Below are 14,561 nucleotides of genomic sequence, written 5' to 3'. Positions count from 1 at the left end.
TTATTTTCCCAGTATTAATCAATATCTCCAGTCATCAAAAACATCGACGCGAGGTTTCTCTGATAGCCGTTTTTGATCTTTTAACCAGCGCCTGAAGTACTTGTCATCGGTCAGCTGTTGCAAATCCTGCTGCATCCTGATCAAATCTCTTTCGAGAGACGATTCTCTCACCCTGAGATTGCGATTAAGATTAGCTTCACTCAAATTTTCACAGGATTTCAGGCCAAATTCATAGCGCGCATCGTGACGCTGATGATGCAGCTCAATTTCCAGTTCCAGGGCTTGCTGTTTGAGTAATAGCGTCAAGGAAGTAATTTTTTCTTCGGTCATTTTTGCAATGGTTGCAGGGTTGGTTAATGCAACGCCCAGTTGGATCTGCAGCAGGGCTACTAGATCACGGCGATCGTAAGCGGCATTGGCTTCGCTCATTAGTACAGTTTTTCTGTCACGCTCATCAGAATCACAGGCACGATCAGGATGCAAGGCGCTGACCAATTGACGAAAAACCTTGCGCAGTGTGGTTTCTGCTGCTTCCTGCTCGGCTTTGGCCTGGAGTTGAGCTGCACTGGGCTTCTTTTTGCGAGTCCGGGCCTGTTGACGTGCTTCCTGTTCAGCAGCTTCCACTTCTCGCAAACGTTCCATACCAGCTCTAAACACATCATGAGCGGTTTCCAGTGACTCATCATCGTCCAAGGGCTCGCCCAGCATGTCTTCCATCTTGTCACGCATGTCCATCATGGCGGCTTGCTCCTTCTGCGCCAAACTTTCTCTGCTGTGCTTATCATGCAGCACTCTCATTTCCTCATCTCCTTGTTCGATCAATTGCATACTGAGATTGCAAAGTATGATTTCGGCTGTGCGTTCTTGCTGGACAGTTAATCCCCTGCGTTGCAAACGTTTATCCAGGAAAAAAATCATTTCACGTACACATATCCTATGATGCTCACGGAGGGGTGACAGTCTCTGATGGTATACAGGGCGATGTGTATCACACATCGCCTGCACCTCAACCAGTTGCATCTTCAATTTATCTATGCGTTCCAGTATCTGGTTAAAGCGCTGCTGACCCGGCGATAGCTGATTATCCTGAGCTATTAATGTAAGTGTAAGCATAGAATTGTCTGATGTTTGTTAGCTAATATCCGAATTTTCGTTGAAAAATAAATCGGGTTGTTGATGCATTTGTTATCCTGTCAAATCAGTGTGGGTAAGTATGAAACATTTGCAATCAGAAGCTGGGTAATCTGTCATATCGTGAGTTTATACCTCGCTACTCATAGCAGTTCCTGTGGCTCTCTATGTTATTCAGCCGAAAACAATACGCTTATCTTTGCTAGTAGTTTGCGAATATCCGGAAAATATTTTAGTCTTCAAGACTGGCCTGTTCCCTTAACCCATGGAATTCTATTGATCACTAATTATTGAGCCATGAAGAAAAAACATGTAAATTGGCGTACCATTGATGACTCTATTGTTTCGTGACCCTCATGATCAGTATAACCAAAACACTTTCACCATCGCTGTATTATATTCTGACCTACGGCTTTCTCGGCAGTCTTTTCTTTTTGACCGGCTGTCAATCATTTTTATCCCAACCCAAAGAATTAGTCAGTCCAGTAGTTCGTTCATTGCCTATGCCGATCGCCAGCCATGAATACAGTTTCGACTCTGCCCGTGAAGATGTGGTGGGTAAATTACAAATCATTACCGCCCACAAGGACGACACACTTTCCGACATCGCCCGGCGTTTTAATTTGGGTTATGAAGAAATCGTCAGTGCTAATCCCGAGGTCGATCCCTGGCTACCGAAAGCCGGTACAAAAATCGTGATCCCTACCCAGTTCGTCTTGCCGGATGCCCCACGTGAAGGCATTGTGATCAATCTCGCCGCAATGAGATTGTTTTATTTTCCGAAAACCAAAAGTGGGGATCCGCAAAGAGTCATCACGCATCCGGTCGGTATCGGACGCGTGGAGTGGAAAACTCCGGAAGGTATGACACGGATCACAGCCAAAAATGAAAATCCCAGTTGGATACCAACACCTTCCATTCGGAAAGAATATGCCAAAAATGGCAATCCACTCCCTGCCGTCGTTCCACCGGGACCCGACAATCCAATGGGAGCTCATGTGCTCAGACTTGCTTGGCCAAGTTACGCCATTCATGGTACCGACAAACCACCGAGTGTTGGCTTGCGCGGCAGCCACGGTTGTCTACGCATGTATCCGGAAGATATCGCATTCATTTATAACGAAGTGTCCATAGGCACACCGGTTCGCGTCGTAAATCAGCCTCATATGCTTGGTTGGCGCGATAACACGCTGTATCTGCAGAGCTACGCTGTCTTGGAAGACGACAAGCGTAATCACAGTATATTGTTAAAAAACTCTTTAACTGCTGCACGCTCTTCATCCAAAGCAAAACTTGACACACGACCTCAGGTTCAAATCAACCCAGTACTCTTCGATGAGGTCATTCAGAATCCACGTGCTATTGCGACACCAGTCACACAGCCTGAGTTGACGTTACAAACCTACCTTGATCTCGCAAAACGCGTACAAAACACACTGCCATTCAATGCAACCTGGGACGGTAACATGGAAGGACAATTAACAGCCGCCGCTGTCATGGAAATGACCAATACAGAAGAAGTACAAACTCGTTAGAATGGCACAATATTTTTTATAATTTCTGAATAAGGGCATAGAAAATTCAGCTAACTTATTCATCACCTTGGCTCATACCTGCATAACTGGCGGAATCTCCCTTTTTTATCTATTGCGTGAAACAAACACTATCGCTAAGGAAAAATCTGATTGAGAATCTTCGTACACTGCTTGGTAACGAATGACAAATCTAAGCCTGCTTGCTCCGATCAATTGCAGTATTTCATTTGACAGCTCGACTAAGATTCAATACATTTTCATCAATATTCAAGCTGCATAAAACTTACCGATCAATTTGAAGAGACCGCGATGATGCGCTCGCTCTTTTATATTCTGATTTTGTTATTGATGACTTTACAAACAAATTTGGCTCAGCCCGACACTCCGCCGATCCGCCTGGTGATTCACGGTGGTGCCGGCTCGATTGAGCGCAGCAAACTGACTGCGGAGCGCGAGCAAGCGTATACGCAAGTGCTTGCACAATCACTAGCTGCGGGTTATGTCATACTCAAGGCAGGCGGCAGCAGCATAGATGCTGTGTCCGCAGCAATTGTAGTGATGGAAGATTCACCATTGTTCAATGCGGGCAGAGGTGCGGTATTCACCCATGCCGGACGCAATGAACTGGATGCATCGATCATGGATGGTGCAACACGCATGGCAGGCGCCGTTGCCGCTATCACCACAATTCGCAATCCGATTCGCGCCGCACATGCGGTGATGACCCAAAGCGAGCATGTCATGCTGATCGGCCAGGGTGCCGAAACCTTTGCGGCCGAACAGGGGCTGGAAATTGTCGATCCATCCTATTTTTATACCGAATTCCGCTGGAAGCAACTACAAAAAGCGATTGCTGAAGAACGCGTGCTACTTGATCATGATGTCGATTTCGGCATACCACAACCTGGCAAGGACGAAAAACGTGGAACGGTCGGAGCTGTCGCATTGGATCGTTATGGCAATCTTGCAGCCGGCACATCAACCGGCGGTCTTACCAACAAACGTTTTGGACGTGTTGGAGATTCCCCCATCATTGGTGCCGGAACCTATGCGGATAACCGTTCGGTTGCGGTATCCGCAACCGGCACCGGAGAAATGTTCATTCGCACTGCAGCTGCATTCAGCACCGCAGCGCAGGTTCACTTACTGCGCACTCCCATCGCAGAAGCAGCCGATAACGCGCTGAGAGAAATCGCCGCTATCGGCGGCGATGGTGGTCTGATCGTTCTCAATGCAGAAGGTCATTATTCGATGCGGTTCAACACCAGAGGCATGTTCCGAGGCACTATCGGCAATGATGGCATTGCATGGATTGGAATTTATTCTGGAAATGAAATGCCAGTAACAAATTCGCCCGTTGCTATTACACCCTGACAACTGATGATGACGAGATGAATAAGAAGGAAATTTCATTCATAAAAACATGATTCAAGCAATTCATCAATTAAAATGAAAAACTACCAAATAAAACCTGGCAACAAAATCAGATTATCACAATGCGATCCTGACGATACGGGCAGTTACGAGAAAAACAGGCAAGGTAAGGAAAAATCCAAAGCGGTTACAAAAAAATTGATCGACAAATTGAGCGAGCTGCAAGAACGATTGTACGCCAACAGCACTCGGGCATTGCTGATTGTATTGCAAGGAATGGATACCAGCGGCAAGGATGGCACGATCAAGCATGTGATGTCCGGTGTCAATCCGCAGGGATGCAAAGTAGTGACGTTCAAAACACCTTCTGCAGAAGAGCTTGGTCATGATTTTCTGTGGCGCGTGCATCAGAAAGCACCTGCCAAAGGACAGATTGGCATTTTCAATCGTTCGCATTACGAGGACGTGTTGATTACCCGAGTGCATGGGTTGCTATCAGACAAGGTGATCAAGCAACGGTTTAATCAGATCAAGGAATTTGAGGAATTATTATCCGAAAGTGGCACGGTGATATTGAAGTTCTTTTTGCATATTTCGAAAGATGAGCAGAAAAATCGATTGGAAGAGCGCATCAACAATCCGCAGAAACGCTGGAAATTCAGTGAAGCAGATCTCGAAGAGCGAAAATTCTGGGGAAACTATATTGAAGCATTCGAAACCATGATGGCGGCCACCAGTATCGAGTCTGCACCCTGGCATATCGTACCAGCCAACCACAAATGGTTTCGCAATTTGATCATCGCCGATCACGTTGTCATAGCATTGGAGGAGATGAAGTTGAAAACGCCCCCGCCTCCTGCACACATCAACTTTGATACATTGAAGATTGAATAATCCAGCTGTAGCATCTTTATGGCAATCAAGACAAGGAATCTGTTATGGAAATCGAACTGAAACTGGCCTTGCATTCGCGTCACCGGGCCCGGCTTCGACGCCATCCCTTGTTAAATAAAGTTACGGCGAAACAGAACCCATTGCTGAGCATTTATTTCGATACCGCGAAATTTGATCTCATGCAACGTGGCATTGCTTTGCGCTTGCGCTATGTTAATAACCGATGGATTCAGACCTTAAAAGCTGAATCACAATCGGCTGGTGCATTAACAAGCCGTCCGGAATGGGAAGTAACGGTTATAGACGGCAAACATCCGGATTTCTCCGCATTGCCACCAGTAGCCTTGGATTTGCTCGCTGGCATCAAACTCAAACACATCACACCGGTATTTACTACCGAGTTTCGACGTATCACTTGGCTTATTGATAGCGAGCAAGCACAAGTCGAAGTAGCTCTCGATAGCGGAAAAATCAACGCCGGCGATATCTCCGGCAGCATTTGCGAAGTGGAAATTGAACTCAAATCAGGAACGCCAGAGTTTCTCTTCGATGTGGCAAATCAATTGCTGGAACACGTACCACTTCATATTGAGCCTCGTAGTAAAGCCGAACGTGGCTACATTCTGAGCGGCGCAGTGATTCCTGCTCCAATCAGGACAATTCACCCGATGATCGAAAAAAATCAGCCGGCTGGCGAAGCTTGGAATGCAATTCTGCACGCTGCTCTGGTGCAATTATCTGCCAACGTACCAGGCTTTCTGGAGAATGCGCATGACACTGAATACCTGCATCAGCTTCGTGTTGCCTTGCGCCGCTTGCACACTGGTGCACGATTGGCGGAATCACTAGGTCTGGCAATACCCGATTGGGATCAGCCGCTGCGCCAGTTGATGCAGGCACTGAATACAGCACGAGATTGGGATGTATTTCAGCAGGAAATTCTACCGGAGATCCTGTCGATTCTGGAAACACCCATGGAGGATGTCAACATTGACGATACAGTATCCGCCTTATTGCAAGACACTGCCGCACTTGCCCGCCAGCAATCGCAAGAGATATTGCGCAAGCCCGAATTTACCCGACTGATACTTGATATCGGCCGCAGCCTCTTATCTACTGCACCTACTAATGCCCGACAACTGGAGACAAAAACATGGGCCAAGACAGTTCTCGATAAACGCTGGCAGAAACTGCGCAAGAGCTGCCATGGGTTCGTCAAACTGGATTCCAGCCGGCGCCATAAGGCACGCATTGCCGCCAAGAAGTTGCGTTACATAGCGGATGCTTTCGCTCCGATCTACAACAAACGCGCTGATCATTTCATTGCCGCTTTATCGACATTTCAGCATGAATTGGGATATACCAACGATCTGGTTATCGGCCAGCAATTGCTCCACAAGCTCCCGAGAAAAACGGTCAAGCTTGGTTTCTCACTTGGCCGACTTAGTGGTGTATTGGAATTTGCAGCTGCGCAACGGGCTCATTTACCCGCTGCAATTTGGCAACGACTGGCGCGATCCAAATTATTCTGGCGCTAAAAGTTCTCAGAATGACCGATGAGCATCACATAGAATCTCATTGAAAGAATTCTGAAACTAAATGATCATGTGCAAGTTTCAATGGGCTTATCTCGGATTGTTATTCGTGCACATGCCATAACCATACGGCTATGCAGATAGATAATAAGCATGCTGCCAAAGCGATACAAGCATTATTGCGGTATTTCCGCACCAATAGCGCTTGAGGATATACTGAAATAATAAAAGGCTGTGCCGAATTATTCGACTTAGCAATGATATTGGTATCCGGCTCTAAAGCGAGCTGATTGTGAATTCGCTGTGCTTCGGACCTCGCTTCCTGACGTGCAGCCTCCCATTCTTCCTGATCAATATTACCATCCTGATTGGTATCGAATCGCTCCTGTAGCGACAGTTGATCTTGTTTCCAATCATTGATCAGATTGATCATTACATCTCGAACTGATTTTTGCGTCGCAGCAGACCAGGTACTGAATTGCCCCAATATATATAGTGATTGACCTGGCAACACCAACCATTCAGTGTAGCGATAGCCGTTGGTCATCGCATGAACGATCGACTGACTTTCCAATATTTGGGTGCGAGCGGGCCATTCGGTATTGCCGTACCATACCAATTTTTCATCGCCACTGACTTCCGCACCGTTTGGGTCCACATAACAACTGTTTACGCCATCTGTTAGTTTGAATCGGTGATCGCTGGTAGATTTGTACACAACGTTCCAGCGAGTTTGCGTACGGTTATTTTCGACAAAAGATTCCTGCTGTTCGATTTGGCTGCGATACCAAAGGCAGGGATGATTTGATAGCGGCGCATATATGCGTTGATCATCAACCAATTGCCCTTTGCCCTCCAGTTCAATATAACCCTGGTGTGCGGAACGTAGCTTAGCAGTCGGCGTATTCTCGATGATCCGCAACCGTTTCCAATTGCGAGCAAAGAAATAGAAACTGAGCAACGCCACCAGTATCGAGACATTCAGCGTAAATTGGAATTCTTCGGATGTAAATTCTATTGGCAAGGGTGTCATGCTGGAAATAATATATTAACCGAACAATTTACCGATATTGACATCCTGTTTATCGGCCTCACTGAATTCCAGCAAATCACGTGATTTGAATTTAAACCAATGAGCGACGATGATATCCGGAAATTGCTCAATCCGCACATTATAAATTTTGACCGCTTCATTATAGAACTCACGACGATCTGCGATGCTGTTTTCCAGCCCGGTAATGCGCGCTTGCAAATGTTGAAATTTTTCACTGGCTTTCAATTCCGGATAGTCTTCTGCAACGGCAAAAAGATTGCCCAATCCAATTCGCAAGCTACTTTCCGCAGCACCCAATGCACCGATATTACCCGACTCCCGTGCGGTAGCCACCTGGGACCGTGCCGCAATCACCTGCTTGAGTGTTTCCTGTTCAAAACCCATATATTGCTTGCAAGTTTCAACCAGTTTGGGAAGTTCATCGTGACGCTGTTTCAAAAGAATATCAATGTTCGACCAAGCTTGCGATACTGAATGTTTGATATCCACTAAGCTGTTATAGAGCATGACACCGTAGATAAAAACAATAGTCATTCCTGCCATAGAAATATAGATAATAATGTCCAACGTCACGCCTCCTGTAAATTGCTTAAAATCCAATAAAGCTTTGAGATCTATCCATTTTTAAATTAAAAAGAAACGGGAGTAGCCTTTTTCCACTGCATCGATTTCTAAAATTCTGAAATTTTCATCATGATCCGATAATATTGACAGATAATATCGCGCTTTTTTATGCTATCTTGAATTTAGTGATGCAATTAGGCATTAGGAGTAACTCATGTGTTTTCCAAAACTATCATATAAATTAATCATCCAATTATTGGTGTTCGCAATCGTCATTGGCTGCGTTGAGGTTTCAGCACAGCCTGAGGAAAGTGAAAAAGTTATCATCACGGTCGGAAAATTTGGCCCTGATGGCTGCGAATTTCTCGGAAAGGTAAAAGGATCCTCAAAAGAAAGCGAAATCGAAGAAGACACTACGTCTTATACCAACCGACTGATCAGAGCCAGGAGCAATTTGATCAATGAAGCGAAGAAACTGGGAGGAAATAATGTGCATGTCATCCACTCCAACAATTCCGGTAAATATGAAATTCCCGGAGCTGATAAGGAAATCATGCATATCGGAAATGTTTATCGATGTCATTAAGCTTGCAACGGAAAACCATCAAATCAAACCAGGAAACTTATTTTTTTAAATCATTTTCATAGTTTCGCTTTGCACAAAGAAGAAAATACAATCAATCAATTTCGTTAAAATTCTTTGTTTTCATTCGACCCTATACCCAGCTTGCGCGGTATTGCGAGTAGCCTGGAGAATGCTCGACTTTCGGACTTTCGTTCTGAGCCTCATAGTCTTTGGGTCAGTGGAATGATTCATATTCCAAAAGCACACGAAATATTCAAAAAACGACGAGAGCGCACAAGGTATAAAGCAACTGAGTTCGGGACGAAATTTTAGCACCTTAAGTTAACTCGATAAGCGAGCATCTGCTGATAAAACAGTAGATGGAGCGTGCTCTTACAAACTTGCGACTGTTTTCAAACAAAGCGCAACACAGCTGTAGCACAAACATTAAGTCCGCACTTAATGAGCTTTGTTATATTATTAATCCAATAAGTGGCATCTTACCTTCTGCATACAAGATTCCAGCAGAACTCAGAGGAAATCTATTTGATTTTACTTGACTATTATAAGCCGGGTAAATTTGTTGAAAAGAGTGATGAGTGTTACCATACCCATGTCTTGAGTAATGTTCTTTATTTCTTTAGCATTAACTCTGGATAAACCAGATAATTTAGAATATTGAATCAACAAGAATTTACGCTATTACTCAGAAATATTCTCAGTGGTGCTGCAAAAAGCCACTCCATTCATTTGTAAACGAGGTACGTCATGAACAAAATAATTTTGTCTCTTTTCATAGTTTTTCTGTCCTTATTGTTAGTAAGCTGCTCGGGACAGGAAGGAACTGCTGAGAAAGCAGGTAAAGAAATCGATAAATCCATTGATAGTGGAAAACAAACCATTGATGAAGTTCTTGAAGAAGCATCTGATAAAATGGATGAAATTGAAAGTTCCTTCGAAGGACCTGCTGAACAAGCGGGCAAAGAAATAGATCAAGCCGTCGAGAATACTGCAGAAAAAATTGAAGAAGTCGGCGACACGCTAGAAGAAAATGCTGAAGAAGCCGGTGATACATTAGAAGAAAAAATTGACGGCAGCAAATAAACAATGCACTGATCATATTCAGCCAATGGCTGAATATGATGCTAAAAACTAAACGCTATAATGTCTGTTTCCTAAGGTTTTTAGCGTGATCCGGTACAAGAAATCCAAAATCATTACTTCCTGATTTTCTAAAATATTTAAGTCTTTGCTTGCCCCTTATAATCCGTCAATACCCCAATAACTATAATTACCACACCGACTGCCATATAAAAATTCCGTGCAGTCTCATCGCTGGAAAAACCTAAAACAAAAGGCACGACAATTAACGTCGGACCAACAATGCGCTCAATCCAGCCATGAACAGTAAATGGAATAATTTTGATGACACCAAATGGAAAGTCGGATGCCAATGTCACTATCAGATGAACAACGGCCAGACCGTATGCCAGAAAAGCTGGCAACTGATCTAAACCGAGTAAGGTTGGAGCCAGCAAAAACAGAATGACGGTTACAAAATCCAGATAACCATGCATATGCGGTGAAATAGCTTTCATGTTAACACTCCTGATTAATTAATGTATGGCAACTCAATGACTACCATATAAATACATTAATACAAAGCTATCACCAGCGTCTGTTATCTATATAACACAATCTATCCTCCCTGATTATTTTGCCTCACAATAATCAGCCAAAGCAGCATCATTGACGCAAATCTGGTCACGTGTGTATTCGAGCATGCCACGACTTCTGAAATCGTTCAGAATCGTGCTAACCACCGAACGACTGGCACCAATCAGATCTGCTACATCCTGCTGGGTTAAATGAATTTCCAATGCATACCCATGCGTGCATCGGACGCCAAACATCTCCGCCAATTCCAATAAGGCTGCTGCCAGACACATCTCTACCGGTTGTGTGAGAATAGTCCTGAGTTTCTGTTCAATCTTTTGCTTACGCGCATAAGTTTCCTCAAAGATCTGCCATGCCAGTATTGTTTGCTGCGATAACAATGCCTTAAAATCGTTAAATGTCATACGATAGCAGCTAACCTCCCCCAATGCTTGTGCTGTTTCTTCCTTGGTCTGAATATCAGAACTCAAATCGCCAATTACATCCCGGCTTTTAAGCAAAGCAATGGTAATCTCGCTACCTTGTGCGGTTAAATGTGATAGCTTTACGATGCCACGTTTTATCCAGAATATATAACCACAGTACTCGCCCTGGCGGTAAAGAAAATCCTTATTGAGGAGATTAACTTCCTGAATCGAAGGATAGTCTCTTCTTAATTGATTAAAATTGTTCTCGAAGAATCTAGCCATTGATTCGAAATTAGTACTTTCAACTGACAAAGACATCAACCCTCCCATTAGCGCGAGATCCAAGTATTTGATATTTCTTCATAAATATAAATTGAGCATGTCATACAAATTTACAATTAAGACACCATTACCTCAACATACATAATCGTATTTAAAAACAGTATAATAAATAATTATACCGAGGAATTCCTCTGATCTATTGTATGAATTTTTGTTACCGACACCATCTCCTCCTTCTCCGCCGTCAATCGCGGATTAAATCATTCAACCGAATGATATTATTTAATATTCTCTAACATCTCGCACAAGTTTTGTAAATATTCTTGAATCATCTTCATACCGGAAACTGACTAGAAACTTTATTGGAAATTACTATAACCTATGTCGTGAGTTGGAAAAAAGATACAGTTTATATAATTTAATATAATCAATTGGTTAACAATTAAAGAAACAAAACAACAACCAATAGCCCTTGAGCGCCTGATTAATTTACGTATAATTTACACTCACTTATATCTAAAAATTAAACTTATTCCACATTAAAATTTTTTAACTCATATAATCCATACAAACTATCACATAGCAAAAAATAAGGAGTGAAAATATAACTCTGTGAATACGCACATATCACAACAGATTTTTGCTGCAACCGATTATTTTGACCTCACCAATTCTGAACAAGGCAAGATTCTTCAGTTCCAACAGGAGACTCTTGAGTTGATAGTATTGGGTAATGATTACAAAGAAATTTGTGAAAAGATCTGCCTGTTGATAGAGCACCTCTTGGACAATGCGGTGGCATCAGTCATGCTTCTGGACAAGAACAAGCAATGCATGAATGTGTATGCAGCACCCAGCATTCCGGACCAGTGTATCGCACAGCTTAATGGTTTACGTCCTGGCCCAGAAACAGGTTCCTGTGGCAATGCAATTTTTCGTCAAGAGGCAGTGTTTATAGAAAATACCCTCGATGATCCTCGCTGGCAAAGAATCCGAGAAATAGCCGTCGATTTTAATATTCTTTCCTGTTGGTCAATACCAGTGCACAGCAAGGGCGGCGAGTGCATCGGTTCGTTTGCACTTTCCAGTTTTGAGCATCGCTTACCCAGCGCATATCACCGTAAGTTACTAAAAATTGGATCGTTCGTTATTGGAATCGCATTAGAACAACAAAAAACAAACGAGCAGCTATATCTTTCCAGTAAAGTTTTCGAGAATAGCACTGAGGCAATTATAATTGCCGACGTTAATAAGGTCATCATCTCTATTAATAAGGCGCTGAATAAAATAACCGGTTTTACCGCAGATGAGGTGATCGGCAAGTCCGTGTCAATCGTAACCTCAATCAGACACAGCACTAGTTTTTTCCAAAAAATCTGGCTGAGTGTTAAACAATCCGGACACTGGCAAGGCGAAGTGTGGAATAGGCACAAGTGCGGACGAGAATATCCAGCGTGGTTAAACATCACTTCGATACCCAGTAAAAATGCTTCAATCAGCTACTATCTTATTCATTTTTCTAATATCACTGATAAGAAAAAATCAGACGAAATTATATGGCGGCAGGCTAATTATGATTCATTGACCGGCTTACCAAACCGTAATATGTTTTATGATCGACTGAGCCATGACATTAAGAATGCTTCACGTGCAGGAGTGCTGCTGGCAGTGCTGTTTATTGATCTCGACCGCTTCAAGGAAGTTAATGATTCATTTGGGCACAGCGTTGGCGATGCTCTGTTGGTTGAAGCCGCTAAGCGGCTTAATGGTTGTGTGCGTGAAACCGATACTGTAGCGCGTTTGGGCGGTGATGAATTCACCATTATCCTGAATGGAATCAGTGATCAGCACAGCGCAGAAAGAATCATCCAGTTAATTTTAATGGAATTGATTAAACCATTTCATTTGAATGCTAAATTAGCCTATGTTACCGCAAGTATTGGTGTCACATTTTTCCCAGAAGATGCCGGCAATGCGGAAATTCTAATGAAGAACGCTGACCAGGCCATGTATACCGCCAAAAATAACGGGCGTAATTGCTGTAGTTATTTCACTTCAAATATGCGCAAAGCAACAGAATTTCGTTCAAGAATTGCTTATGAATTGCGCCACGCATTAAAAGAGCAGCAACTATTCTTAATGTATCAACCGATTATAAAATTGGAAACTGGCAAGGTCCATAAAGCCGAGGCTTTAATACGCTGGCAACATCCAGAACGGGGTATTATCTATCCAGGAGAATTTATTTCCATTGCAGAAGAAACCAGTCTAATTTCTGATATTGGCGATTGGGTATTCAAGCAGGCAGTTAATCAAGTAGCGACGTGGCAGGCTAGTTACAATAGTAACTTTCAGATTAGTATTAATAAATCACCCAAACAATTTATCAGCAGAATCAGCGATTGGGTGAATCATTTACATGAGCAAAAATTAGACGGTCAAAGTATTATCGTTGAAATTACTGAGAATCTGCTGCTAGATGCCCATGAATTAGTGGTAAAACAATTATTAAGTTTCCGTGATGCGGGTGTGCAAGTAGCCATTGATGATTTTGGTACAGGTTACTCGTCGCTCTCTTATTTAAAGAAATTCGACATTGACTATCTCAAGATAGACCAATCCTTCATTTCTAATCTGGATAGTAAATCTAACGATAGAATCTTATGCGAAGCGGTGATTACAATGGCGCATCGCTTGGGTATGAAGGTCATTGCTGAAGGCGTAGAAACAGAATCGCAGAAACAACTTTTAATGGCGATGGGTTGCGACTATGGGCAAGGCTTTCTTTTCAGCAAACCCCTGACTACAGAAAAATTTGAAGCATTTCTTCAACACACCGCAGAGATATATTAGAATGCACTATGTCTGCTATCGTTTTTAAGCACATTGATTCCATAGACTCAAGTAGACGGTATTCAGCTTTAAGAATCATGTCTTACCGCCCAAAGAGGCGGTATATATCCTGAAGCTTCTATGAAATTGATCAAAATAGTAAGTGTTGCAACCGCAAGAAACGCAATCTGTAAGCAAACGACTCTACAACATCCAACTCCGCCATCATTTAAGATATCGGCCCTGGAATTTTCACCAGGGCCTTATAAGCAGTAGAATATTTACAGTTTTTAATGATCATCTAATCAAAAGATGAAGCTAAACAGCTTGTAGGGTATTAATATTAGCTTACCCCTGCATCAATTTCAAAAAGACTCTCCAAAGTTCTAAAAATCCACGGCTGGGAAATTTACTGAGAGTCCCCCTGTTTACTTCCATCATAGAGACTTGGTGGATATTGACCAGGTTTTGGATCACCACATCCGACTAAAAAGAATGCGAGAATAGCAGCGATTAATAAAGAGTATTTCATGTTCGTTATCTCCTATAAAATTAAACATCGATGATATATGAGTTAAGTGAAACAGCTCCGCGGTCATTCAAAAACAAAACAACCACCTTCTTAATACCAGAATCCAATAGCCCTGTCCAGAAAAATTTGCAAAAGAATGAATGCATAATTCCCGTGATAATCTGATTAATCACCTTCGA

Annotated in this window: 12 protein-coding genes; 7 read left to right on the top strand and 5 right to left on the bottom strand. The window is 43.0% G+C overall.

Annotated elements, in window-relative coordinates; all coding sequences use genetic code 11:
* Positions 1–18 precede the first annotated feature (18 nt).
* Positions 19–1,113 (bottom strand): hypothetical protein, encoded by a 1,095-nt coding sequence (locus C7H79_RS04060; RefSeq protein ID WP_106706016.1) that lies wholly within the window; start codon positions 1,111–1,113, stop codon positions 19–21.
* 374 nt (positions 1,114–1,487) lie between these two features.
* On the opposite strand from C7H79_RS04060, the gene C7H79_RS04055 reads away from it, so the two are divergent.
* The 4 genes from C7H79_RS04055 (at position 1,488) to C7H79_RS04040 (ending at position 6,472) form a co-directional block, all read left to right on the top strand.
* A complete protein-coding gene (locus C7H79_RS04055; protein WP_106706015.1) occupies positions 1,488–2,666 on the top strand; it encodes a L,D-transpeptidase family protein in 1,179 nt (392 codons plus the stop codon).
* A gap of 309 nt (positions 2,667–2,975) precedes the next feature.
* On the top strand, positions 2,976–4,040 hold the full coding sequence (locus C7H79_RS04050) for an isoaspartyl peptidase/L-asparaginase family protein (RefSeq protein ID WP_242447132.1): 1,065 nt from the start codon (positions 2,976–2,978) through the stop codon (positions 4,038–4,040).
* A 75-nt stretch (positions 4,041–4,115) separates the two neighbouring features.
* Positions 4,116–4,934, top strand: a complete 819-nt coding sequence (locus tag C7H79_RS04045) for a polyphosphate kinase 2 family protein (protein ID WP_106706014.1) — start codon at positions 4,116–4,118, stop codon at positions 4,932–4,934.
* Positions 4,935–4,978: 44 nt separating this feature from the next.
* A complete protein-coding gene (locus C7H79_RS04040) occupies positions 4,979–6,472 on the top strand; it encodes a CYTH and CHAD domain-containing protein (RefSeq protein WP_106706013.1) in 1,494 nt (497 codons plus the stop codon).
* A gap of 100 nt (positions 6,473–6,572) precedes the next feature.
* Here the strand turns inward: C7H79_RS04040 and C7H79_RS04035 are convergent, their stop codons facing one another.
* Positions 6,573–7,502: a GIDE domain-containing protein gene (locus tag C7H79_RS04035; RefSeq protein WP_106706012.1), complete on the bottom strand. Its 930-nt coding sequence runs from the start codon at positions 7,500–7,502 to the stop codon at positions 6,573–6,575.
* 15 nt (positions 7,503–7,517) lie between these two features.
* A complete protein-coding gene (locus tag C7H79_RS04030; RefSeq protein ID WP_172592350.1) occupies positions 7,518–8,066 on the bottom strand; it encodes a LemA family protein in 549 nt (182 codons plus the stop codon).
* A gap of 235 nt (positions 8,067–8,301) precedes the next feature.
* On the opposite strand from C7H79_RS04030, the gene C7H79_RS04025 reads away from it, so the two are divergent.
* Both C7H79_RS04025 and C7H79_RS04020 read left to right on the top strand, forming a co-directional pair.
* Complete coding sequence (locus tag C7H79_RS04025) at positions 8,302–8,673, top strand: DUF4156 domain-containing protein (RefSeq protein WP_106706010.1); 372 nt, start codon at positions 8,302–8,304, stop codon at positions 8,671–8,673.
* Positions 8,674–9,420: 747 nt separating this feature from the next.
* Complete coding sequence (locus C7H79_RS04020) at positions 9,421–9,756, top strand: outer membrane protein assembly factor BamD (protein WP_106706009.1); 336 nt, start codon at positions 9,421–9,423, stop codon at positions 9,754–9,756.
* Positions 9,757–9,893: 137 nt separating this feature from the next.
* Here C7H79_RS04020 and C7H79_RS04015 read toward each other — a convergent pair whose 3' ends face one another.
* Together C7H79_RS04015 and C7H79_RS04010 are read right to left on the bottom strand one after the other, a co-directional pair.
* On the bottom strand, positions 9,894–10,250 hold the full coding sequence (locus C7H79_RS04015; RefSeq protein WP_106706008.1) for an SPW repeat domain-containing protein: 357 nt from the start codon (positions 10,248–10,250) through the stop codon (positions 9,894–9,896).
* A 114-nt stretch (positions 10,251–10,364) separates the two neighbouring features.
* Positions 10,365–11,054 (bottom strand): Crp/Fnr family transcriptional regulator, encoded by a 690-nt coding sequence (locus C7H79_RS04010; protein ID WP_106706007.1) that lies wholly within the window; start codon positions 11,052–11,054, stop codon positions 10,365–10,367.
* Positions 11,055–11,630: 576 nt separating this feature from the next.
* On the opposite strand from C7H79_RS04010, the gene C7H79_RS04005 reads away from it, so the two are divergent.
* Complete coding sequence (locus tag C7H79_RS04005; protein ID WP_106706006.1) at positions 11,631–13,871, top strand: bifunctional diguanylate cyclase/phosphodiesterase; 2,241 nt, start codon at positions 11,631–11,633, stop codon at positions 13,869–13,871.
* The last annotated feature ends 690 nt before the right edge of the window (positions 13,872–14,561 follow it).

Origin of the sequence: Nitrosomonas supralitoralis, assembly GCF_003011925.2 — a bacterium.
GTDB classification, from domain to species: domain Bacteria; phylum Pseudomonadota; class Gammaproteobacteria; order Burkholderiales; family Nitrosomonadaceae; genus Nitrosomonas; species Nitrosomonas supralitoralis.
The sequence above is the reverse complement of the archived record's forward strand: the minus strand, read 5'-3'. Positions and strand labels throughout refer to the sequence as shown.

Coding starts and splice junctions, on each gene's coding strand:
- C7H79_RS04060 (WP_106706016.1), bottom strand. CDS start 1,113: ATGCTTACACTTACATTAATAGCTCAGGATAATCAGCTATCGCCGGGT.
- C7H79_RS04055 (WP_106706015.1), top strand. CDS start 1,488: ATGATCAGTATAACCAAAACACTTTCACCATCGCTGTATTATATTCTG.
- C7H79_RS04050 (WP_242447132.1), top strand. CDS start 2,976: ATGATGCGCTCGCTCTTTTATATTCTGATTTTGTTATTGATGACTTTA.
- C7H79_RS04045 (WP_106706014.1), top strand. CDS start 4,116: ATGAAAAACTACCAAATAAAACCTGGCAACAAAATCAGATTATCACAA.
- C7H79_RS04040 (WP_106706013.1), top strand. CDS start 4,979: ATGGAAATCGAACTGAAACTGGCCTTGCATTCGCGTCACCGGGCCCGG.
- C7H79_RS04035 (WP_106706012.1), bottom strand. CDS start 7,502: ATGACACCCTTGCCAATAGAATTTACATCCGAAGAATTCCAATTTACG.
- C7H79_RS04030 (WP_172592350.1), bottom strand. CDS start 8,066: ATGGCAGGAATGACTATTGTTTTTATCTACGGTGTCATGCTCTATAAC.
- C7H79_RS04025 (WP_106706010.1), top strand. CDS start 8,302: ATGTGTTTTCCAAAACTATCATATAAATTAATCATCCAATTATTGGTG.
- C7H79_RS04020 (WP_106706009.1), top strand. CDS start 9,421: ATGAACAAAATAATTTTGTCTCTTTTCATAGTTTTTCTGTCCTTATTG.
- C7H79_RS04015 (WP_106706008.1), bottom strand. CDS start 10,250: ATGAAAGCTATTTCACCGCATATGCATGGTTATCTGGATTTTGTAACC.
- C7H79_RS04010 (WP_106706007.1), bottom strand. CDS start 11,054: ATGTCTTTGTCAGTTGAAAGTACTAATTTCGAATCAATGGCTAGATTC.